Origin of the sequence: Paenibacillus tianjinensis (assembly GCF_017086365.1) — a bacterium.
Classification (GTDB): Bacteria; Bacillota; Bacilli; order Paenibacillales; family Paenibacillaceae; genus Paenibacillus_AQ; species Paenibacillus_AQ tianjinensis.
Genome location: NZ_CP070969.1, coordinates 1,509,752 through 1,531,176 on the forward strand (window position 1 = coordinate 1,509,752; position 21,425 = coordinate 1,531,176).

Annotated in this window: 21 protein-coding genes and 3 pseudogenes; 16 read left to right on the forward strand and 8 right to left on the reverse strand. The window is 47.5% G+C overall.

Annotation, left to right across the window (positions count from 1 at the left end):
- Positions 1–99: 99 nt before the first annotated feature.
- The 10 genes and pseudogenes from JRJ22_RS06630 (at position 100) to JRJ22_RS06670 (ending at position 8,661) form a co-directional block, all read left to right on the forward strand.
- Positions 100–1,134, forward strand: a complete 1,035-nt coding sequence (locus JRJ22_RS06630) for an ABC transporter substrate-binding protein (protein ID WP_206103763.1) — start codon at positions 100–102, stop codon at positions 1,132–1,134.
- 91 nt (positions 1,135–1,225) lie between these two features.
- Positions 1,226–2,737, forward strand: a complete 1,512-nt coding sequence (locus JRJ22_RS06635) for a sugar ABC transporter ATP-binding protein (protein ID WP_206103764.1) — start codon at positions 1,226–1,228, stop codon at positions 2,735–2,737.
- Positions 2,738–2,744: 7 nt separating this feature from the next.
- Entirely contained in the window at positions 2,745–3,785 is a 1,041-nt protein-coding gene (locus tag JRJ22_RS06640) for an ABC transporter permease (protein ID WP_206103765.1), read from the forward strand.
- Positions 3,775–4,743, forward strand: coding sequence for a galactofuranose ABC transporter, permease protein YjfF (gene yjfF, locus JRJ22_RS06645; RefSeq protein WP_206103766.1), 969 nt, complete (start codon positions 3,775–3,777; stop codon positions 4,741–4,743). Before JRJ22_RS06640 ends, yjfF begins: the two co-directional genes overlap by 11 nt.
- 91 nt (positions 4,744–4,834) lie before the next feature.
- Positions 4,835–5,869, forward strand: coding sequence for an ABC transporter substrate-binding protein (locus JRJ22_RS06650; protein WP_206103767.1), 1,035 nt, complete (start codon positions 4,835–4,837; stop codon positions 5,867–5,869).
- 229 nt (positions 5,870–6,098) lie between these two features.
- Positions 6,099–7,055 (forward strand): SDR family NAD(P)-dependent oxidoreductase, encoded by a 957-nt coding sequence (locus JRJ22_RS06655; protein ID WP_206103768.1) that lies wholly within the window; start codon positions 6,099–6,101, stop codon positions 7,053–7,055.
- Between the two features lie 96 nt (positions 7,056–7,151).
- A pseudogene (locus tag JRJ22_RS29530) lies at positions 7,152–7,319 on the forward strand (MFS transporter); the annotation flags it as partial.
- 28 nt (positions 7,320–7,347) lie between these two features.
- Entirely contained in the window at positions 7,348–7,512 is a 165-nt protein-coding gene (locus JRJ22_RS29170; RefSeq protein ID WP_232381233.1) for a hypothetical protein, read from the forward strand.
- A 96-nt stretch (positions 7,513–7,608) separates the two neighbouring features.
- Entirely contained in the window at positions 7,609–8,253 is a 645-nt protein-coding gene (locus JRJ22_RS06665; protein ID WP_206103770.1) for a YczE/YyaS/YitT family protein, read from the forward strand.
- Positions 8,254–8,361: 108 nt separating this feature from the next.
- On the forward strand, positions 8,362–8,661 hold the full coding sequence (locus tag JRJ22_RS06670; protein WP_206103771.1) for an iron-sulfur cluster assembly accessory protein: 300 nt from the start codon (positions 8,362–8,364) through the stop codon (positions 8,659–8,661).
- Between the two features lie 135 nt (positions 8,662–8,796).
- Here the strand turns inward: JRJ22_RS06670 and JRJ22_RS06675 are convergent, their stop codons facing one another.
- From JRJ22_RS06675 to JRJ22_RS06685, 3 genes are all read right to left on the reverse strand, one after another.
- Positions 8,797–10,227 carry an MFS transporter gene (locus JRJ22_RS06675; RefSeq protein WP_206103772.1) on the reverse strand — a complete coding sequence of 477 codons (1,431 nt, stop codon included), beginning with the start codon at positions 10,225–10,227 and terminating at the stop codon, positions 8,797–8,799.
- Between the two features lie 101 nt (positions 10,228–10,328).
- The gene (locus JRJ22_RS06680; RefSeq protein WP_206103773.1) at positions 10,329–10,916 is read right to left on the reverse strand and encodes a TetR/AcrR family transcriptional regulator; all 588 of its coding nucleotides are present in this window, start codon (positions 10,914–10,916) and stop codon (positions 10,329–10,331) included.
- 106 nt (positions 10,917–11,022) lie between these two features.
- Positions 11,023–11,481 carry a nuclear transport factor 2 family protein gene (locus tag JRJ22_RS06685; protein WP_232381050.1) on the reverse strand — a complete coding sequence of 153 codons (459 nt, stop codon included), beginning with the start codon at positions 11,479–11,481 and terminating at the stop codon, positions 11,023–11,025.
- A gap of 344 nt (positions 11,482–11,825) precedes the next feature.
- On the opposite strand from JRJ22_RS06685, the gene JRJ22_RS06690 reads away from it, so the two are divergent.
- From JRJ22_RS06690 to JRJ22_RS06700, 4 genes and pseudogenes are all read left to right on the forward strand, one after another.
- Complete coding sequence (locus tag JRJ22_RS06690) at positions 11,826–12,887, forward strand: SGNH/GDSL hydrolase family protein (RefSeq protein ID WP_232381051.1); 1,062 nt, start codon at positions 11,826–11,828, stop codon at positions 12,885–12,887.
- A gap of 199 nt (positions 12,888–13,086) precedes the next feature.
- Positions 13,087–13,803, forward strand: a pseudogene (locus JRJ22_RS06695) (PAS domain-containing protein); the annotation flags it as partial.
- Positions 13,804–13,913: 110 nt separating this feature from the next.
- Positions 13,914–13,958 (forward strand): annotated as a pseudogene (locus tag JRJ22_RS29675) (hypothetical protein); the annotation flags it as partial.
- A 12-nt stretch (positions 13,959–13,970) separates the two neighbouring features.
- Positions 13,971–14,474 carry an ATP-binding protein gene (locus JRJ22_RS06700; RefSeq protein WP_206103776.1) on the forward strand — a complete coding sequence of 168 codons (504 nt, stop codon included), beginning with the start codon at positions 13,971–13,973 and terminating at the stop codon, positions 14,472–14,474.
- A gap of 120 nt (positions 14,475–14,594) precedes the next feature.
- Here JRJ22_RS06700 and JRJ22_RS06705 read toward each other — a convergent pair whose 3' ends face one another.
- Positions 14,595–16,085, reverse strand: coding sequence for a glycoside hydrolase family 43 protein (locus JRJ22_RS06705; RefSeq protein ID WP_206103777.1), 1,491 nt, complete (start codon positions 16,083–16,085; stop codon positions 14,595–14,597).
- A gap of 173 nt (positions 16,086–16,258) precedes the next feature.
- Between JRJ22_RS06705 and JRJ22_RS06710 the strand changes: the two genes are divergently transcribed.
- Positions 16,259–17,173 carry an ArsR/SmtB family transcription factor gene (locus JRJ22_RS06710; protein ID WP_206105006.1) on the forward strand — a complete coding sequence of 305 codons (915 nt, stop codon included), beginning with the start codon at positions 16,259–16,261 and terminating at the stop codon, positions 17,171–17,173.
- A gap of 171 nt (positions 17,174–17,344) precedes the next feature.
- On the opposite strand, the gene JRJ22_RS06715 is transcribed toward JRJ22_RS06710, so the two are convergent.
- The 4 genes from JRJ22_RS06715 to JRJ22_RS06730 all read right to left on the reverse strand — a co-directional run bounded on the left by JRJ22_RS06715 (position 17,345) and on the right by JRJ22_RS06730 (position 19,829).
- Positions 17,345–17,524: a hypothetical protein gene (locus tag JRJ22_RS06715; protein WP_206103778.1), complete on the reverse strand. Its 180-nt coding sequence runs from the start codon at positions 17,522–17,524 to the stop codon at positions 17,345–17,347.
- A 153-nt stretch (positions 17,525–17,677) separates the two neighbouring features.
- A complete protein-coding gene (locus JRJ22_RS06720; protein WP_206103779.1) occupies positions 17,678–18,286 on the reverse strand; it encodes a DUF2812 domain-containing protein in 609 nt (202 codons plus the stop codon).
- A gap of 17 nt (positions 18,287–18,303) precedes the next feature.
- A complete protein-coding gene (locus JRJ22_RS06725; protein ID WP_206103780.1) occupies positions 18,304–18,615 on the reverse strand; it encodes a PadR family transcriptional regulator in 312 nt (103 codons plus the stop codon).
- A 221-nt stretch (positions 18,616–18,836) separates the two neighbouring features.
- Positions 18,837–19,829: a YiiG family protein gene (locus JRJ22_RS06730; RefSeq protein ID WP_206103781.1), complete on the reverse strand. Its 993-nt coding sequence runs from the start codon at positions 19,827–19,829 to the stop codon at positions 18,837–18,839.
- Between the two features lie 303 nt (positions 19,830–20,132).
- Here JRJ22_RS06730 and JRJ22_RS06735 point away from each other — a divergent pair, with 303 nt between their 5' ends.
- On the forward strand, positions 20,133–21,410 hold the full coding sequence (locus JRJ22_RS06735) for an ATP-binding protein (RefSeq protein WP_206103782.1): 1,278 nt from the start codon (positions 20,133–20,135) through the stop codon (positions 21,408–21,410).
- Positions 21,411–21,425: the final 15 nt, after the last annotated feature.

The window sequence follows — 21,425 nt, forward strand, 5'->3', positions numbered from 1 at the left end:
AAATGGCAAAGCGGACCTGTATCCTGCTATTTTGAAAGCGGTTTATACTGGGGCCAACACCGAATGATGGTGAATGACAAAGGGGAGGAAATCAATTACATGAAGAGATTCGGAAGAATGGGAGCGGTTCTTGCGCTTACCTTATCTATGGTAATGCTCGGAGCATGCGGCAATAACAATGGAGGAAATCAGGCCAATACTGGTAATCAGGCAACTAAAGCTCCTGCGGCAGATACCGGCAAAACGAAGGAAGCCAAAGATATCACACTCGGATTCTCACAGGTCGGAGCGGAGAGCGGCTGGCGCAGCGCAAACACCAAGTCCATTCAGGATTCTGCCAAAGAAGCGGGTTATACCCTCAAATTCTCGGATGCGCAGCAGAAGCAGGAAAACCAGATTAAGGCGATCCGCTCTTTCATACAGCAAAAGGTAGATGTAATCGCATTTTCACCGGTTGTTGAATCCGGCTGGGATACCGTACTTAAGGAAGCGAAGGATGCAGGAATTCCGGTAGTCCTGACTGACCGTGCAGTAGATTCCAAGGATACTTCCCTGTACGTCACTTTCCTCGGTTCTGACTTCGTAGAAGAAGGACGCAAGGCGGGTCAGTGGCTGTCTGAAAAGTATAAGGATACTACAGAGGATATTAACATTGTTGAATTGCAGGGAACTACAGGCTCTGCTCCGGCTAATGACCGGATGGCTGGATTTGCTGAAGTGATTGCCAGCAATCCGCATCTCAAGGTAATTGCTTCACAGACCGGTGATTTCACGCGGGCTAAGGGCAAAGAGGTTATGCAGGCATTCTTAAAAGCCAATAAGGACATTGATGTTCTATATGCCCATAACGATGATATGGCACTCGGCGCGATTCAGGCGATTGAAGCAGCAGGGCTGAAACCGGGCCAGGATATTACGATTATCTCCGTCGATGCAGTCAAGGACGGAATGCAGGCGGCAAGTGAAGGTAAAATCAACTTTATCGTGGAGTGCAATCCCATGCTCGGACCGCAGTTGATGGAAATTGTACGGAATGTGGTAGACGGTAAGTCGGTAGAGCCGAGAATTGTGACTGAGGAATCAACGTTCACTTCAGAGCAGGCAAAAGAAGCTTTGCCAAGCCGGGCCTATTAATCGGGCAAATAGATTTATATGGTGCCACTCCGCCGGCTTATCAAGCAGCTGACGGAGTGGTTTCTATGAATAAAGAGGAGTGGATGACGAAATGAGCACTCAGAAGCCCATACTGCAGATGAAGCAGATTCACAAGCGGTTTCCTGGTGTCAAAGCACTAAGTAATGTGAGTCTCCGTCTGTTTCCGGGTGAGGTTCATGCATTGATGGGTGAGAATGGCGCTGGCAAGTCGACGCTGATCAAGGTGCTGACCGGTGTGTATTCGATAGATGAGGGCAGCGTGGAAATGGAAGGGGCTCCTATTTCGGTGCAGAGTCCGCTGGAATCGCAGGCTGCGGGAATCAGCACCGTGTATCAGGAGGTGAACCTATGCCCTAATCTGACAGTTGCAGAAAACATTTTTATTGGAAGAGAACCGAGAAAATTCGGGAGGATTCTATGGAAGGAAATGAACAAGCGTGCTCAGGAAATACTCAGCGAACGCCTGAATTTGCAGATTGATGTCACGGAGCCGCTGTATGTGTATTCAGTTGCGGTGCAGCAGCTGGTGGCCATTGCCAGAGCGCTCAATATCTCGGCCAAGGTACTGATTCTTGACGAACCGACTTCAAGTCTTGACAAGAATGAGGTGCAGCAGCTCTTCCTGATCATGGAGAAGCTGAAACAGGACGGGCTGGCGATATTATTTGTAACCCATTTTTTGGATCAGATGTATGAAATCTCTGACCGCGTAACCATTCTGCGGAATGGGGAGTTTGTCGGGGAATATATGGCCAAGGATTTGCCGCGGCTGGATCTGGTATTGAAAATGATCGGCAAGGAGCTTAACTTATTGGAGGAATTGCCTAGTCTGGCTGAAGATTATAAGGATTCTCTCGGTGAAGAAATGGTCAAGGCGGAAGGACTTGGACGCAAAGGCGGAATTGAACCCTTCGATCTGTCCATCCATAAAGGAGAAGTGGTGGGACTTGCGGGTCTGCTCGGATCGGGCCGGACGGAAGCGGCCCGCCTGTTCTTCGGAGCCGACAAGCCGGACTCCGGTAAACTGAAGTTCTCTGGAGGTAGCAGTGGTGTCCATACTCCGCGTGAGGCAATCGCCCGCCGGCTTGCATTCTGCTCAGAGAACCGGAAGACGGAAGGGATTATCGGTGATCTGACTGTCAGGGAGAATATTATCCTGGCCCTTCAGGCCAAACAAGGGGTATTCCGCACCATCTCCCGCAAACAGCAGGAAGAATACGCGGACGAATATATCCGTATGTTGAACATTAATCCTCCGAGTCCCGACCATCTGATTAAGAACCTGAGCGGGGGGAATCAGCAAAAGGTGCTGCTGGCCAGATGGCTGCTGACTTCACCACAGCTGTTCATCCTTGATGAGCCTACCCGGGGAATTGATATTGGAGCCAAAGCGGAGATCCAGAAGCTGGTGCTGTCGCTGTCTCGGCAAGGCATGTCGTTTCTGTTCATCTCCTCCGAACTGGAGGAGGTGCTGCGCGTAAGCGACCGGATCGCCATATTGCGTGACCGCCGTAAGGTTAAGGAAATCTCGGGCAAGGATATGAACCAGCATCAAATTATGCAGGCAATTGCGGGGGGCTGAAACGATAATGGGAAAAATATACAAGCATCATCTATTCTGGCCGCTTTGTATTCTGGCTGCACTGCTGCTGTTCAATCTGCTCTATTCGCCGGATTTCTTTTCAATTACAATGCATGATGGACATCTATACGGCAGTTTGATTGATATTCTGAATTTCGGTGCCCCGCTGATACTGGTGGCCATCGGCATGACGCTTGTCGTTGCTACCAAAGGCATCGACCTGTCGGTAGGTTCTATCGTCGCTATCTCTGGTGCACTTGCCTGTCTGACCATTAGTAAAGGCACGGATCAGAATGCACTGGGTCTTGTTGTAATATCTATTCTGCTTGCTGTCGGATTGTCGCTTTTCCTCGGGGCATGGAACGGACTGCTGGTCTCGGTAGCCGGGATTCAGCCGATTATCGCAACATTGATTCTAATGGTTGCCGGACGGGGAATTGCCCAGTTAGTGACTGGAGGGCAGATTATAACGGTGAGCAGCAGTAAATACTCCTACATTGGTTCGGGAGCTCTGGCTACACTGCCGTTTTCCATTTTTGTAGTAATCCTTGTCCTGCTAGTCGCCTTGCTGCTGACCCGCAAAACATCACTGGGCTTGTTCATTGAGTCGGTCGGATGTAATCCGACGGCAAGCCTTATGGCGGGTATCCGGGCAAATTGGATCATTCTATCGGTCTATGTATTCTGCGGGGTGTGCGCCGGGATCGCCGGACTGATCCTCAGCTCCAATGTCTCCAGTGCCGATGGCAACAATGCAGGGCTTTGGTATGAGCTCGATGCTATCCTGGCCGTTGTCATTGGAGGAACCTCGCTGAATGGCGGACGGTTCTATCTTACAGGAACGGTAATTGGTGCGCTGATTATCCAGACGTTAACCACTACTATCTATATGATCGGTGTACCCCCTGAAATCACGCTTGTTGTGAAGTCGTTTGTTGTTCTTGCTGTCTGCCTAATTCAGTCCGACAGTTTCCGGGCCGCCATTTTCTACCGGTGGAAGACTCGGCATTACCCCGGAGAAAAGGAGAGTGTCCGTCATGTCTCTTAACCGCAAATATATTCCTATTGTTGTAACGATTCTGTTGTTCCTTCTGATGTTCACCGCCGGCTCCTTCCGGTATACCGGTTTCTTCTCGCTGCAGGTGCTCATGAACCTGCTTATAGACAATGCTTTTCTGCTGATCACAGCAGTAGGAATGTCGTTCGTCATTCTATCGGGTGGGATTGATCTGTCGGTCGGGTCTATGATCGCACTCTCCACCATGGTTTCTGCCAGTCTAGTGCAGCAGCATGGGTGGCCGCCCGCTGTTGTTATTCCGCTGGTGCTGCTGATGGGGGCTGCCTTCGGATGCGGGATGGGCTCCATCATTCATTATTTCAAAATTCAGCCATTCATTGTGACACTGGCAGGGATGTTTATGGCCAGAGGGCTATGTTATGTTATTAGTATTGATACAATAACGATTGATGACCCGTTCTATACCTCCGTAGCACAGACCAAAATTGCCTTGCCGGGCGGCAGCTTCATCTCAATCAGCGCCATTATTGCCTTGCTCGTTGCAGCGGCAGCTGTTTTCGTCGCTCATTATACCCGTTTTGGACGCAATGTATATGCGCTGGGAGGCAGTGAGCAATCCTCGCTGCTGATGGGACTTCCTGTAGCACGCACTAAAGTTTTAGTTTATACTTTAAGCGGATTATGCTCTGCACTTGCTGGCATTGTTTTTACTTTCTATATGCTGTCGGGATATGGGCTTCATGCTGTTGGCTTTGAGCTCGATACGATTGCCGCTGTAGTCATTGGAGGCACGCTGCTCACCGGCGGTGTAGGATATGTACTTGGAACCTTTTTCGGGGTACTCATTCAAGGTGTAATTCAAACGATTATCAGTTTTGAAGGTACTTTGAGTTCCTGGTGGACCAAAATCTTCATCGGCCTGCTGCTGTTCGTGTTTATCCTGCTGCAGCGTGTATTAAGCGCGAATCGTTCGTCACTGAAACAATAATAAGGAATATCTGCATTGGGAGACGGTTTCATCGGTTTCCCAATGTTTTGTTATATTAAATGAAATCGCTGCCACAAAGGAGGGGAATCAAATGAAACTGTTAAAATGGTGTCTGATTTTGGGGTTGCTGCTCATGTCAGGCTGCTTCAATGGCAGTGGGGAACCTTCTCAGCCTGCAGCTCCTCTGGCCGTTTCCCCTTTGATTACTGATTTCGAGCCTCCTGGCGAGCCGAACCCCATCAAGCCTATTATCCTGGGATTCTCCCAGCTTGGCTCAGAGAGTACCTGGCGGGAGGCGAATACGGCCTCCATCAAGGAGGCAGCCAAGGAAGCTGGAATAACGCTGCTCCTCACGAATGCGGAACAGGATCAGAACAAACAGTTTGAAGCGATCCGCTCTTTCATCCGCAGGGATGTGGATATGATCGCTATTGCGCCTGTAGTACAGACAGGCTGGGAGGGCATTCTTGAGGAAACCAGGGAGGCTGGTATACCTGTCATTATTTTGGACCGGTCAGTGAACGTGGAGGATGGCTCACTCTATATCACCTTTATCGGATCTGACTTTTATGACGAAGGTGTGAAAGCAGCCAAATATATGATTGACCGGATGCGCCATCACTCCGGTATTATTCGTATTGCTGAGCTGCAGGGAACGGTGGGATCAACCCCGTCTATCGATCGTGGATTAGGTTTCCGGAAGATACTTGAGGGCAAAAAAAACTTCCAAATTACACAGACGAAACCGGCAGACTTCACCCGGAGCGGCGGACGGAAGGTCATGAGGGAGTTTTTAAAGCAGCCTAAAGATAAATTGCCCCAGGTGCTGTTCGCCCACAATGATGATATGGCAATAGGTGCAGTAGATGCGATCAAAGAGGCTGGTTTAAAGCCGGGCAGCGATATCATCATCATCTCTGTAGACGGCACCCGGCGTGCATTCGAGCAGATGGTTGACGGGAATATTAATGCCGTTGTGGAATGCAATCCGCTGCTGGGCCCGCTGCTGATGCAGGCTGTCAAAGAAATCATGGCCGGGAGAACCCTGCCCAAAAGGATGGTCACACCTGAGGATATTTTTACACAGGAACTGGCCGCTAAAGAAGTGGAGTACCGTAAATATTAGGAGAAGCCGTCCTGATGTAGTTTACGCAACCTACCGGCAATGCCGTGTATAGCTCCAGCCTCCGGCAGCTGTACATTCACCTATCTGCCCGCTGTACTCTTCGGAATATCATGAAAATCTGGTTACTAAAAAATTTAAATTTAGTTATTGACTAATCACTAACGTGCTGGTATGATTTGATCAGGTTAGTGATTGGTCAATAACATAAAACGAAATGAGGGTAACGAAAATGAAAAAAGCGATTGTAATTGGAGCAACGGGCGGAACGGGAGCAGCGATCACGGAAGAACTGGTGAAACGGGGGATAAGTACCATTGCTTTTGGGCGATCAAGTCAGAAGTTGGAACGGTTCGCGGCAACACTTGGAAATCCTGCGCATTTGACGCTTGCTGTTGGAGACGCCATGAACCCTGATGACATTGTAGCTCAAGCAGGTGACGCAGATGTATTATTCCATTGCGCGAACGTACCTTATCACGAAATGGTAAGCAAGCTGATCCCGCTGGGTGAATCCGTGATGGAGGCGGCGGAACGACTGGCGATCAAAGTTGTAGCGATTGACGGGATCTATCCATACGGGAGAAAACAGATGGATCTTGTCACAGAAGAACATCCCAAGCAGCCTCATACGAAAAAAGGAAAAATCCGCCTGGACTATGAACGGATGTTGTTCAGCATGCGGTGGAGTAAGGCGAAAGTCATGATTGTCCGCTTGCCCGATTATTATGGACCTACGGCTAATGAAGCTTCGTATTTAGGTTCTACTCTGGAAGCAATCGCTGCCGGGAAGATGGCCTTTTTCGTGGGGAACATGAAGGTTCCCCGTGAATTCGTCTATTTACCAGATGCGGCGGCGATGATTACCAACCTAGCAGGCAAAGACTTCGCTTACGGGCAGAACTGGAATATCCCGGGAGCCGGGCTCATATCGGGCCGGGAGATCGTACGGATTGCCCAAGCGGCAAGCGGCAAGGTGAAACCGGTCATTCCAATGAAAAAGTTAGGTTTATCCTTGCTGGGCATGTTTGTACCCGTCATGAAGGAAGTGGTTGAGATGCTGTATTTAACTGAGGATCCTCTGACACTTAGCGGAGACAAATACAAACGGTTAATCGGACCTGTCACCGTAACACCGTTCCAGGAGGGCATTTCTTCGACGGTTTTGGCATTACAAGACAGGGTGTAGTTATTGATTGATTACTCACAAATTCGAAATATAAAATAAAATCCTTAAAGGAGAGTTGCCTTATGAGTACCGTTAATCAAAGTCCGGCTGTTCTACATGTATTTCCGCTTCGCTGGTGGGCACTTAACTGTCGCTGGAATAGGCAGCGCTGCTGGCGTCCTGTTAGGCGGGGTATTAACTTCATCGTTTGGCTGGCCTGCAGTATTTTACGTAAACGTGCCTATCGGGCTTATCGTCATAGCCACTATTCCATTTCTGGTTTCCAAAGATACTGCGGGGGGAACGCGCAAGCTTGGATATGCCGGGTGCCATTACGGTTACAGCAGGAATCGTAACCCTTGTTGCAGCGCTCTCCCAGATCGAGCAAGGCGGTTGGACATCACCTGTAACCTTAGGATTGGCAGGTTTTTCATTGGTATCTCTTATTGCATTCATCATTATAGAAAAAGGTGTTTAGCCTTGAAGAAGGTACCGCCCTGCCAGCGAAATTATGATATAATGACCTCGTTGTTTGTGAAAAGCAGAACTATACTATGAACATAGGACGGGCCATATGAAGAGGTATTTGATTAAGGTAGATATAACACGTTTGATCATTATGATTATCGGCAATGTATTTCTGGGCATGGGAATCAGTATCTTTAAGCTGTCTGGCCTGGGGAATGATCCCTTCAGCGGCATGGTGATGGCGCTTGCAGACTCCAGCGGTATCGTATATGCCAATTTTCTAATTTTACTGAATCTGGTACTGTTTGTAATACAAGGTATCTGGGGACGAAAGCTAATTGGAGCCGGAACCTTCGTAAATGCAATTTTTCTGGGTTACATAGCCACTTTCTTTTATAATATCTGGATAGATCTGCTAGGCGAACCTCAGATGTTCTGGCAGCAGGTGGTCACAGTGGCGATTGGCGTGGTGGTCTGCAGCTTTGGGATATCCTTGTATCAGACCTCACAGGTGGGAGTAGCTCCCTATGACAGCCTGTCCCTCATTATGAATAAAAGATTCCCGAAAATCTCATATTTTTGGCATCGCATGTTTACAGATGCTCTATGTGCTTTGGTTTGCTTCCTGGCAGGAGGCATCATCGGTCTGGGAACGCTGGCGACTGTATTCGGTCTGGGACCCATTATTCAATTCTTTGATGTGAATTTTACGAAGAAGCTTCTGGCAAAGAGGGGTCCAACAGCAGGTTAATGATTCAACTTCGATGATTTTCCTGCGGACTGAATTATATATAGTACCTTATTATATGTTATAATGAACTTCTTACTGTATCTTAAGAAGAATAGAGGTCGCTAGAGGATGAAATGTAAAATCAATCGCAATGCAGCTAAAGTTTTGAAGGATATGCTGAGCAGTCAGGAAGCGGAAGGGAAAAAGATTCGTGTAGTCATTACACAGAATCACGGGGATCACGGCCACTATGATGTAACCCTAGATACGCCCACCGAGCATGATGAAGTTGTCGCTACAGACAAGGGGATCGAGGTATTGCTGGATACGCGTGAGCCGCTTCTGGATGGCGTTTGGATACAATATTTTTATGTGCCGCAAGAGGGCTTCTTCATCACGAATCCATCAACCGGTTTTCTTGAAAAATAAGCAGCGGCTGCACGCTTCTTAAGCAAAGCGCCGCTTTTGATCTCTTTGATTAGCCATTAAAGCAGCAAAGACTTAGGGTGAGAACTCAAGGTCTTTGCTGCTTTAATAATTTCCGGGCCTTTTACAATAATATCCTTAATGAGCTGCCGTAACCTTGATATCATCGAACTTCGACGGCTTTGGCTGCTTCAGGGCCAGAAAGGCTACCAGAATACCGAGCAGCGTGGTCACAGCGGAGATCAGGAACGCGGTATGGATCGCGGAGTTGAGATCTGCCGGCTGCAGGTGTTCGAGAGTAGAACCCGTTCCCAGGCTTGCCGAAATAATTGCCATAATCACCGCCAAGCCGATAGCTCCGCCGATTTGCTGACCGGTCGAGATCAGCGCGGAGGCGACGCCCTGCTCTTTCGGCTCAATTCCAGCGCTGCCCGCAATGAACATTGTCGTGAAGACGAGAGCCTGACCGATGCCGATGATCACCGTACCGGGAATGATACTCCAAGCTGATCCGCTCGCAGATAATCCCGTCAGCATCAGGAACCCGGCGGCTCCGAGCCCCATGCCTGACGCGATCGTACCTGCCACGCCGACCTTTGCGAGCATTTTGTTGATGAGTTTGGCGCCGGCGAAGGCACTAAGCGTCAGCGGCAGGAAGCTAAAGCCCGATTGAATAGCCGAATAGTGCAGTACGTCTTGCGTATACAGCGTCAGGAAGTAATACAGCGAGCCGAATGAAGCTGAGAACAAAAATGCTGTCAGTGCAGCACCCGTAAGATTGCGGCCTCGGAACAAGCGGAAGGATATCAGCGGCTCCTTTGTTCTTATCTCAATGGCTATGAAAGCAAGCAGCAGCAGCATGCCGGTCAACGCGAAAGGAAGTGCCGATGCGCTGACCCAGCCTTCGACCGGTGCTTGAATCAGATAATAGACAACGGATAGCAGACCTGCAGTTACCGATATTGTTCCAGCCGCATCATAATGCTTGGCGCCTGACGGTACCTTGCTTTCAGTCAGTACAAACGGCGCGAGAATAACGGCTGTAAGTGCAATCGGCACATTCACCAGAAAGGTCGCTTCCCATCCGACGTAGCTCGTTAGAGCCCCTCCAAGCAGCAGGCCAAGTGACATGCCAACCCCGCCCATTGACGCCCAGATGCCCATCGCACGGTTACGTTCCGGCCCCTCGTTGAAGTTCGACATAATAAGCGATAAGGTGGCCGGCGACAGCAGCGCCCCGCCTAGTCCTTGCAGTCCTCTAGCCGCTATTAACATAAGCTGGGATTCCGCTAATCCGCCCAAGAGCGAGCCGAGTCCGAAGAGTGCCATCGCGATTATGAACATGCGTCTTCTCCCCATCAAATCAGATAAACGCCCTCCGATGAGCAGGAAACCCCCAAAAGCAAGGGAATAAGCACTGACCACCCACTGGAGATGATTCGCTGAAAATCCGAGTTCACTTCCCAAAGACGGCATTGCCACGAAAATAATTGTATAATCCAGTGCCATGACCAGCTGCGAGACCGCCAATATAAACAGCGCCAACCCTTTGTATTTTGTTCCGTTCATGTTCGATTCCCCTTCGCGCGCAGACCAAAGTGCCTGCAATAATTTTTATTTGACCATTCGGTCTGAAATGGGTAAAAAGGAATGAAGCCCCTTACGACGCTTCATTCTTGGTCTAGCACAGATAACGTAACCTTGGTAATTTGCTCGATGACGAGCGGATCATCCGTCAATTTGGCCGCTTGCGTCAGCCCGTATCTAGCATGGTACAAGTAACGGGCCAGCGCCTGCAGATCCCGGTTGGCGCTAAACTCGCCCTGCTGCACTCCCCGGACCAAAGCATCGTAAAGTGCCTGCTCCAGCCGTTTTTTATCCTCATTGAACAGCATGGCGATTTCGGGGTCATGCGGAACCTGGTCAATTGCGCTATAGAGAATGAAGCATTCCTTGCGGCGCAGCTCGTCTCTGAGCGTCTCACCAATAACCTCGAATATATCCGTAATTGCTTTCTTTACAGACACCGTCTCCGCCAAATAGGCGACAGCCGCAGAGGATTTTTCATTCACGTAATGGCTGACCGCTCTTAGGAAAAGGTCCCGTTTCGTGCCATACGTATCATAAAGACTTTGACGGGCAATGCCGAGGCCGTCGAGTAGAAGCTGCATGGAGGTTCCTTCATAACCATAATGCCCGAACACCTCCATCGCTTTATGCAGCACGAGATTCGTATCGAATTCTTTGTTTCTTGCCAAATGGATAAACCCCTTTCTCCTCTACCATGCTAACGATATTAGAATATTCAGTCAAGATGAGGAAGTAAAGGGCAGTAGGAGAGAAGGTCTGACACACTACCGCGATTTATTCCGAGAAGCGCACAGCATCATTAACACTGCCAACCGACTCAATCGCCACTAGCGGATTCCAGAAGTCACGATAACGTGTGATTAGGCCGTTTTTGGTCTCCACGACACTGATGTATGTCTGGTTGTAAGGATTGCCTGTTTCCCGATGCTTTCCGGTAGACTTGAACTCTGCAATAACAAGCTCTGGATCAAGTGTCAGATGGAAGACAAGATCAGTGAACTGAACCTCAAAATGTTTCGGGAAGTTCTGCATGTAGTCATACAGCTCGGCCTTGCCTTGCTTTTGATCCGGGAACCCTGCGGGTCCGTAGGGGAACTCAAGCAGGCCGTTCTCTTCCCACAGGTCAACCCATGCCTTAATGTCGCCGCCGGACAGATGCTTTAGATGATTGCGGAAGGCCTCTTGTGCTCGTTCACGTACTGCTTCTTGCGTTACGGTTTGGTTTGTCATCATTGTTTCCTCCAATTTGAATAATAGTTTATTTGACCAAACGGTCTGAAATAATCAAAAAAATAATCGTTCCTTTTGACCACTCAGCACCTCCTGTTCTTGATGAATTCATCATACCAATTCCGGATCGATCAGTCAACAATTATTTTTCAAAATTTATCACCTTTGAATCAAAGAAGTTTGATTAATGGAAGTCTTAGGGGTGACAAGCGTTTAAGACCGGTACAGGAATTTATTGTTGCCTAAGCTTGCCAATTAGCCGGATTTGGGAGTACATTGCTATTAATGCTTAATAACTACAGAGGTCGAATAGGAAGGTAGGTTTAAAGATGCCGGAAACAACCAGGGTGTTTAAAGCAACAGAGGATCATGTCAAAATCATCGGGCGGACCCACTATTATAAGGATGTACTGTGGCTGGCGCTTTCAGGCGGCGGAGTGGAATTTTCATTCTATGGAAAGAAAGCGGAGATTACCTTAAAAGGTGATGCTATTGCCTTAACCGGGAATAACCTGGCCCGTATTGGCATTAGTGTAAACGGAAAACGGGTCATTGACGATCAAATGGATCAGCCTTTGAAATCGTATACGGTATTCGAAAGCGATACGGAGCAGGAAATCACGGTAACGGTTATTAAATTATCAGAGGCGGCGATGTCAACGGTTGGGATTCAAGAAATCGCGGTTGATGCAGCAGATGGGATTAAGCCAACCCCGCCCAAATTACATACGGTTGAATTCATCGGCGATTCGATTACGTGCGGCTATGGCGTTGATGATGAGCATGAGCTGCATTCTTTTTCCACAGCCACAGAAGATGTCACCAAAACCTATGCGTTTTTGGCAGCCCAGCAGCTTCAGGCCGACTACAGCATGGTTTCGTACAGCGGATACGGCATTATTACAGGCTACACGGAAAATGATCAAAAGCTAACCACCCATCTACTTCCGGATTACTATGAAAAAGTAGGCAAGTCTGAGGGGAGATTTGATGATACGCTGCTGCCCCAGGAACTTCCTTGGGATTTCAACAAGTTCATACCTGACCTGATCGTCATTAACCTCGGAACAAACGATGATTCCTACACGAAAGAGGATACCGGTAAACAAGCGGAATATGCTAAGGCGTATGTTGAATTTCTTAAAATGGTCAGAAGTAACAATCCGAAGACCCCCATTCTGTGTACGCTGGGAATTATGGGAGATCGATTGTATCCTTATGTTGAACAAGCTGTTAAGGACTATACCCGGGAAACTGGTGACAGCAATATTTCCGCAATGAAGTTTGACGTGCAGCTGGAAGCTGACGGCTATGCCGCCGATTTCCACCCGTCCCAGGCCACACACCGGAAAGCCGCCAAGCAACTGACTGATCAGATTAGAGCGCTTTTGAGAATCAATGTATTTTAATATCGCCGGTATCACTAAGTAGTTGAGATAAGGCACGAGGGCTGGAGATTTTCAAGCTCAGCGGCTGTGAATAATAGTTTCTTCTTGACATTTTTCCTATTTTATATCACAGATTTGTTTCGTGCAAAATGCTACCATTGATGGGAAGTACACTGGTCGCGGGAGCGGTTATATGAGCGGTTTCTCTGTTCACCACATGATGCATTACTCGCTGTATTCTTTTGCTGAGCACAGTCCGGATCCGATTTACATTCTGGGCACCGATAAAAAAGTGATGTACGCCAATTCGGTGTTTGTTGATCTATTCGGCTGGACCACGGAAGAGCTGAACGAAAATGATTTTCCGCATGTTCCTCCGGAATTAAGGGAAGAACTTACGCAAATGTTTGTTTTTATTGATCAGGGGCAGCGTCTGTTTGCCCTCGATACCTTCCGAATGAAACGAAATGGAGAGCTGATCAGCGTCAAAATAACCATTTCTCCTGTTAAAGATCCGGAAGGATGTACTATGGCTTACATAGGTGTTCTGAGAGATGTAACGGAGATGAAATTCTCAGAGCTGAAATACTATAAATTATTTAATGAAGCGAACGATCCCATCTTCATTTATGAGCAGGATAAGGAAGGTAAGCCATCAAAATTTCTGGACGTGAACGAAGCGGCATGCCGGATGCTGGGTTATACGCGTCAGGAAATGCTGGACAAAACTCCGTATTCAATATCAGCGGGATCGCTGGTGGACGAGATCGACAATATATTCGAGAATATACTTAGAGGAGATGGGATATTCGTCGAATGGATTCAGGTTGCGAAGGACGGGAAACAAATTCCGGTGGAGATCAGCGCGAAGCCATTTAAGCTAAATGGCCGGACACTGGTGATTTCCATTGCCCGAGACATGACTGAACGAAAGAAAACGGAAGAGTATCTCCGGTACAGCGAAAATATTTCCATGATTGGTGAGCTATCGCAGGCATCGCCCATGAAATCCGCAATCCGCTTACCAGCATCAAGGGGTTCGTCCAGCTGCTGTTTGCCCAGTCTAAGATGGGCAGGGAGTTCCATGAGATTATTTTGTCGGAGGTGGATCGAATCAATTCAATTATCGGCGAGCTGCTGCTGCTGGGCAAGGAAATCCCATCTGATCAGGCAGACTGCAATTTGGTCCAGCTGGTAAGACAAGTAGTCGTATTGTTGAATGCCCAGGCACATATGACCGACAATGAAATTGTCATGCGTACGGAACTCGACCATCTGCCGCTTAGGTGTGCGAATAACAAGCTGAAGCAGGTTTTCATTAATATTCTTAAAAATGCGATTGAAGCCAGTCCGCGGGGTGCGGAAATCACCGTAGAGCTGTACCGTGAGGAGGATACTGGAGTTATTCGAATCGCCGATACAGGGCCGGGCATACCGAACGAGATTCTGAACCGGATTGGCCTTCCTTTCTTCACGACCAAATCAGAGGGCAACGGGCTTGGGGTAATGATCAGCAGGAAAATTATCCACAATCACAAGGGTACCCTTCTATTCAAGGCGAACACACCGACGGGAACGATTGTAGAGATTACGTTGCCAGTGCTTTAAGTAATCATATACATATTTAGTGAGTAATAGAATTGGGATAAGCGGCGATATTCATACACAGGCGGTACGAAGCAGGAGAATCCTGTGCTTCGTACCGCCTGTGTCTTTTTCAATGATATCTTATAGATACTCGCACTTGAAATTTGTGAACTCGGCGGTTGCGTCTTCCCCATAGGCATATAAGCCGATGAGCACGCCTGTAAATCCGCCTGCGACTTCAGAGGAAAGGTACCGGGTTTGTGCCGTACCTAAGAGGGTCTCTCTGCCGCTTTCGTGAATAAGGAAGCTATAGCGCTCAGGAGTTGCCCGGATTATCAGAGTAGCATGGTTATCGCCTCCGAGACTTGCTTCCGCTTCAACAGATTTAATATCACCAATATTCAGCCGCTCGATAGCTTCATAACCGGTTGCAGTTTTACGTACAGCCAAATCGTAATGATGATTCTCATCCATATAGAGCGTGATGCCGGCTTCACCGTCGGTAAGGCTGACTTCGCATGAAATGTCGGCGTTAAAATCTCTTTGGCGAAGGCCGATAAAGGTCGGTGTTTCCGGAATATCCAGTGACACTGCGGTTCCCTTTAATGTCACCTTATGCGGTTCCAGCAGATAATTGCCGGTCACAGGATGACGAAGATAACACCAGTCCAGCTTCCAATCGGTGTTCTCGAAAGTGAAAGACGTTTTTTCCTGCTGAATAACCTGGCTGGAGATCCGGTCGGTCTCAAAGCTCGTAAGTGTAGTGCCGTTATGTCCCGCTGTGAACCAGCCGTCCCCACCAAATGTAACCGGTGTAAGGAACACTTCGCGTCCAAGATGATGGTAGGTAAGCCAGCGGCCGGTTTGCCGGAAGCCCAAATGCAGCATCCACCAGTTTCCATCATTATCTTGAATTAAATCGCCATGGCCAACCCCCTGAAGCTCATAACCGCCCAAATTGCGGTTGGTCAGTACGGGATTGCCCGGATAGGCTTCGAACGGGCCGGAGACTGACTCTCCGCGCGCATAAATAACCATATGGCCGTATTCCGTTCCGCCTTCAGCCGCCATCAGGTAATACAGGCCATCAATTTTATACATATGAGGGCTTTCCAGATATCGTCCGCCGGCCCCTTGCCAAATGGAACGGCTTGGCGACAGCTTGGCGCCGGTTTCAATGTCAATTTCACACTGGACAATACCGCCGATACCGTTATCATCTGTCCCGTTGCTCATAAAAAAGGCCTTTCCGTCTTCAAAATACAAATCGGGATCGATTCCGCCCTGATCCACAAAGATTGCTTCAGACCATTCACCGTAAATATCGTCGGTCCATACATAAAAATTTTGATGCCCGGTTTCGTTGGTTGTGGTCATGTAGAATCTTCCGTTGTTGTGCCGGATCGTTGGGGCGAATACACCACCTGAACTGCTTACATTGCCGAGCTGAATCTGACTCTCCCTGGTCAGACAATGACCAATTTGCTTCCAGTTAATCAGGTCTTTACTCTCGAAAACCGGAACGCCGGGAAAGTACTGAAAAGAACTGCAAACCAGATAATAGCGTTCTCCAACCTTGCATACACTGGGGTCAGGATAAAATCCTTTGATGACCGGGTTGTTGTATTTCATCTATCCACCTCTTCCTAAATTCACACCTATATAAATCTAAAGGGATCAACAGCTAAAGAAATTAAACACCATTGTCTAAATTCTTGCAATGGATTAGACTTGAAGCTTCAGCTTGATTCTTTTAAATTCATATATATGTGATTTCAATATAATGTAGCCGGGGGATTCTGATGATCATCAAAGCGAACAGTGAACAGAAGTTTATGCCGTTATATGAAGCGCTGGCAAGTGAAGTCAGATGGGAGATCATGAGTCTTATTGCTGATAATGAGATGAATGTAAAGGATATTGCGGACCGCCTAAAACTCAGCCCTTCGATCGTCACTATGCACATCCGGAAACTCGAACAGGCCGGACTCGTAGGAAGTCACAGGGTAAGGCTGTACGGGGGGACACACAAAATGTGCTTTCTAAAAAAGAAAGCCGTCGAGATTGAACTGCCGTCTGCTGGCCAATCCGCCAAGCGCAGGGAGCAAAGTATTTCAGTTGGTCATTATACCGCTTTTGAAGTCCACCCCACCTGCGGGCTTGGTACACGGGAGAAGGAGATCGGGGTTTGGGACGACCCGCGTTATTTTCTTGATCCCGAGCGGGTTCATGCTGCAATTCTGTGGTTTGGATGGGGCTATATCGAATACAAAATGCCTAACTATCTGCTTGCCGATCAGAGGGCGGAGGCCATCGAAATTTCGGTGGAGATCGCTTCGGAGGCTCCCGGATTAAGAGACTATTGGCCATCGGATATTGAGTTTGTCTTCAACGGGCTCTCTCTAGGCACCTGGACAAGTCCGGCGGATTTCGGAAGAGCTGCACGGGGGAAGCTGACCCCCGAATGGTGGCATCGTAATGTGAATCAATACGGATTATTAAAGACGATTCGTATTGACTCATCAGGTACATTTATGGATGAAGAGCGGATGTCGGAGGTAACCCTCGCGGATATCAGGCTAGGGGAGTCTTTCTGGACGCTGCGCTTCGCGGTTGATGAGCATGCAGTGAACGCAGGGGGATTAACACTGTATGGTTCCGGATTCGGCAATCACGACCAGGACATTGTAATCCGTGTCTATCTAAGCGGTGATCATTAATCGGACAATCCATCCTTCAATCGATTGGCCGGATAAACCAGCGGTAAGCTTGGACAAAAGAAATCCGAGCTTACCGTTACCCAGAAGATGCCGATATACCCGGCAGTATAGCATTTACGATGAAACCGTAATGGCTTTATGCAGTGTATGAGGAAGCCACTCGAATTAGGTTCATGCACTCTGGGTTGGTTTTTTGCGTATGCTGGTAAGTTCAAAAGCCTCTTTAGGAATTCCCATTTCTTGAGCCTTCTTCTTTTTAATTACCATAGCCTGTTGTAAGCTTGTGGCTTGAAATTCAATGATGGTGCCAAGCGGCTCCTCAAATGCATAGTAACTTTTTTTATTGGACATTACTTGTGCCTCCTCATCTTATTCTCGAATGATTTTGCCAAAGGGCATAAGTATATAATCTCGGCTGCTTTACCCTGATAGTGTGCGTTTCATCTTAGAGAACTATGCGCAGAGGCCGGCTTCATGGCACCATAAATGTCGTGTAAGGTTTAATTAAATTTTCTTGTATTGTTTATTTGCCTTATATGCAAAATACAGATATAGCATGATCAGGGCAGGGAATATAATCCATGTTAAGCCTCTAAACAGGGCGAATGGGGTTTCGAAGAAAAAGGCCCTCCAGAATTTCAAGCCATTTAAATCCCATAGTCCTGGAGTGAAATATAGCGATTTCGGATCAAGCAATACTCCCGGATCGATCGCATCTGTTGAAATGAGTGCCGCCAGTATCGGAATGAAGGAAATAGCTAAGGTAGCCCACATATCCGACAACCGCTTATAGCGGCTGATATTGGAATCGACATCCGAAAAGATCTCTTCGTTTCCCTGATGGCCAACTTTCTTAAAATATTGATATCCGGAGCTTTTGGTTCCCGAGATATGTTCCCATCCGCTGTCTTCAAATAAAGCGCAATAGTCTTCGAAATCCTCCCGCTTCTTAAAGGTGCGGTAATCCATCTTTATCGTTACATTCTTAGACCCCTCAGGTTCGAATTTATAACCGAAAGGCGTCTTTTTTATGAATCGGTAACCCTGCATCGCCATGTCATTCAACCAGTTTTCTTCTTCTTCGAAGTTAGTGAAAAACTTGAATTTATTCATTCGCCATTCCTCCATTCTCATTGCAATCGATCTGTCGTCACGGAAACCATGTGCTTCATTCGCTCAAAGTCAAGGCGCAGAATATCCATTCCTTTTTGGGTAATAGCATAAACCTTGCGGCGGCTGTCTTCACTGGCCACAGGCTGAATGAACTTTAGTTTCACTAGATTCTCAAGTGCGCCATACAGGGTACCCGCAGCCATTCGAACTTGCCCGGCGCTAAGCTCCTCCACCTTTTGCATAATTAGATAACCATGCGCCGGTTCAATCACAGCCAGCAGAATGTAATAAACGGTTTCGGTTAACGGCAAATTTTTATCTCTTCCCATGCTTACCCCCTGGTAATAACGTTTATACCGCCTAACTATATATCGTTGAACTGTATAGTTGTATTGTATACAGTCTAACTTAATAATGCAACACAAAGAAACGGCAATCGAACCTTATAGGCTGATTGCCGTTCCTACACTAAACTCTTCTGCCGCTTTGCTTAACCAAAAGGCATCCGACCATCTTGGCGGCCGCCGAAGTTCTGGTGTGAACAATCCATTTAATTCATTTCATTATACCGTTCGATAGCCTTGCTTAGCAGATAATTGAAATTCTCAGGTGTACCGTCCGTAGTGTGCAGGAACTGGCCGTTCAGGTCAGAATCAGATACAGGTTCCTTTTTATTGATACGTTCAATAATTTTGGAAGCGGCCGCTTTTGCCTCAGTGGCTGCATCCACGTAATTCCCGATACTGAAACTGTTAACCCCTTCTTTTTGAATTCGTTCCTTGTCTTTGGAGATGGTCATGAGCGCATTCAAGTCTGCGGTCATCACGTCGTATTTCGCTTTAAACTTCGTCATATCAAGCTGCAGCACATTGCCTGCGGTGATTCTCTGTTCATCCATTTCAATAGCCGTAGCCTCGGCATCGATCATGAACTTCAAGGCATTATACCGGATCTGCTGGTCTGCATCCTTCAGTTTTTGCAGTTCAGCCTGACGCTGCTCGTTACCCAATTTTTGCAGAGCCGTGAAGTATTGGGTGGCGATAGTCTCGTAAGCGAGATTGGCATTTACCAGCCTGGTATGCAGCTGTTTTCCTTTTGCGAAATCATCATCCACGTAGCCTTTTGAATCATAGTAGGCTTTCATATCGTCGAGGACGGACAACAAATCTTTGATGACGGGTGTCAATTTGGTCACTAAGGGGTCAGCGTTTGCAAAAGCAGGCTGGTTTGAGGTATAGCTATTAGCTTTATCAATAACCTCCCGCTCCGTTTCAGCAACGTCAAGCATGATGAAGCTGAGGTTTTTTTCGATTACAGGCTGTGTATCCACTCCGAACTTTTCGAAATAATGAACCAGAACCTCATTGATTCGACCGGTCATCAGGTTATTCAGCATTACATACGCATTGTATTTTTCGATTTCTTTTCTCTCACCGGACGTAACGCCTGCAGGACCTTGATTTACGGTGGATGAGGTGGCAGAACAGGCGGACAACATTACACCTAACAGGATAACTGCAATAACGAATTTTAGTGTTCTCAAAATAGTGATTCCTCCGACTGAGTAATTTACGTGCGTTCCAATGGTGATCAGGAAAAAATATCTATTCAATTTTAAATTGATTTGTTGAATAGGTCTTGAGACTTGAGTAGCAAAATTTACAAAAATTCACTTGCGGCCTTCGATATGTAGAATTATGACAAATGGTTAAATTTGCATCTGCCAGTTCATTCAGTTAGATGTGAATTATGAGTTTCAGCGTTTACAGAAGTGGGTATATAACCTTTGTTTTTGAAATAATAAACGTACAGCCAGCAAGCCATAAGTTGGAAGGTGAGGGACGTCATGAATTTTCCAGTTAACATCCTGCTCGTAGACGATCACCCGGAAAACCTGGTTGCCATTGAAGCGATTCTGAGCGGAGAACCCTATCGACTGGTTCGTGCTTATTCCGGGATGGAAGCTTTGCGGTGTTTATTGGAAGAGGAGTTTGCTGTCATTGTCATGGACGTGCAAATGCCGGAAATGGACGGGTTCGAGACAGCCGGTATCATCCGGACCCGGGAGAAAAATAAATACGTGCCAATCATCTTCATGACGGCAACCAGGAATACCCAGGAGAATATCTTTGCCGGTTATTCGGTTGGTGCAGTGGATTACATGACGAAACCTCTCGTTCCGCAAATTTTCAAATCCAAAATTGAGGGTTACGTCAGCATGTATGAAGCTAACAAAACCCTTCAGATCCAAAGCGAAATGTTAAAAGAACAAACGAAGCAGATGGAGAAAACGAACCAGGCGCTCAGCAAGGCCAAGGAAGCGGCGGAAATTGCCTCTCGTGTAAAGTCAGAGTTTCTGGCCATGATGAGCCATGAAATCCGCACACCGTTAAATGGAATTATCGGCATGTCGGATTTGCTTCTGGCCTGCGATTTACCTGAGGAATATGCTGAAATGGCGGGGATTATTCACAAGAGCGGCAATGCACTGCTCTCTGTGATCAATCACATCCTGGATTTTTCCAAAATCGAATCCGGAAAGATCGAACTGGAAGAAGCGCCGTTCTCTCTACAGCACTGCCTGAATGAAACGATTGATTTGTTTACCGCCCAAACCAGGGAACGGAACCTGGAAATGGTATTAATGGTCGATCCCTTATTGCCATCCAGGATAATTGGAGATATGAATCGCCTCCGTCAGGTTTTGAATAATCTTGTGGGCAACGCTGTGAAGTTTACACCTGAGGGCAGTGTATACATAATGGTTAACAAGCTCGCCGAGACGTCGGATTCGCTTACGCTTGAATTTATTATAAAGGATACCGGAATCGGTATCCCTCCGGATAAGATACCTGAACTATTTCAGCCCTTCTCCCAGCTTGATGCCTCAACTACCCGTAAGTTTGGAGGCACGGGGCTTGGATTATCGATCAGTAAATCCCTGATCGAATTAATGGGAGGCACGATAAGGGTAGAACCGTCGGATGAACCCGGTGCAACGTTCATTTTTACGGTTGATGCCAAACCGTACTTGAGCCCGGACTCCTTCACTCAGACTCCGGACGAGCCGGCTCTGAAGCCCGTGAGAACGGATATTACGATCAACAACGATACTAGGCTCTGATTCTTATGTGACTGG

Bases quoted from the DNA above. Each gene is read 5' to 3' on its own strand.
- yjfF (WP_206103766.1), top strand. From the start codon at position 3,775: ATGTCTCTTAACCGCAAATATATTCCTATTGTTGTAACGATTCTGTTG.
- JRJ22_RS06665 (WP_206103770.1), top strand. From the start codon at position 7,609: ATGAAGAGGTATTTGATTAAGGTAGATATAACACGTTTGATCATTATG.
- JRJ22_RS06655 (WP_206103768.1), top strand. From the start codon at position 6,099: ATGAAAAAAGCGATTGTAATTGGAGCAACGGGCGGAACGGGAGCAGCG.
- JRJ22_RS06705 (WP_206103777.1), bottom strand. From the start codon at position 16,085: ATGAAATACAACAACCCGGTCATCAAAGGATTTTATCCTGACCCCAGT.
- JRJ22_RS06685 (WP_232381050.1), bottom strand. From the start codon at position 11,481: ATGATGACAAACCAAACCGTAACGCAAGAAGCAGTACGTGAACGAGCA.
- JRJ22_RS06640 (WP_206103765.1), top strand. From the start codon at position 2,745: ATGGGAAAAATATACAAGCATCATCTATTCTGGCCGCTTTGTATTCTG.
- JRJ22_RS06675 (WP_206103772.1), bottom strand. From the start codon at position 10,227: ATGAACGGAACAAAATACAAAGGGTTGGCGCTGTTTATATTGGCGGTC.
- JRJ22_RS06720 (WP_206103779.1), bottom strand. From the start codon at position 18,286: ATGAATAAATTCAAGTTTTTCACTAACTTCGAAGAAGAAGAAAACTGG.
- JRJ22_RS06650 (WP_206103767.1), top strand. From the start codon at position 4,835: ATGAAACTGTTAAAATGGTGTCTGATTTTGGGGTTGCTGCTCATGTCA.
- JRJ22_RS06725 (WP_206103780.1), bottom strand. From the start codon at position 18,615: ATGGGAAGAGATAAAAATTTGCCGTTAACCGAAACCGTTTATTACATT.
- JRJ22_RS06630 (WP_206103763.1), top strand. From the start codon at position 100: ATGAAGAGATTCGGAAGAATGGGAGCGGTTCTTGCGCTTACCTTATCT.
- JRJ22_RS06735 (WP_206103782.1), top strand. From the start codon at position 20,133: ATGAATTTTCCAGTTAACATCCTGCTCGTAGACGATCACCCGGAAAAC.
- JRJ22_RS06635 (WP_206103764.1), top strand. From the start codon at position 1,226: ATGAGCACTCAGAAGCCCATACTGCAGATGAAGCAGATTCACAAGCGG.
- JRJ22_RS06715 (WP_206103778.1), bottom strand. From the start codon at position 17,524: ATGTCCAATAAAAAAAGTTACTATGCATTTGAGGAGCCGCTTGGCACC.
- JRJ22_RS06670 (WP_206103771.1), top strand. From the start codon at position 8,362: ATGAAATGTAAAATCAATCGCAATGCAGCTAAAGTTTTGAAGGATATG.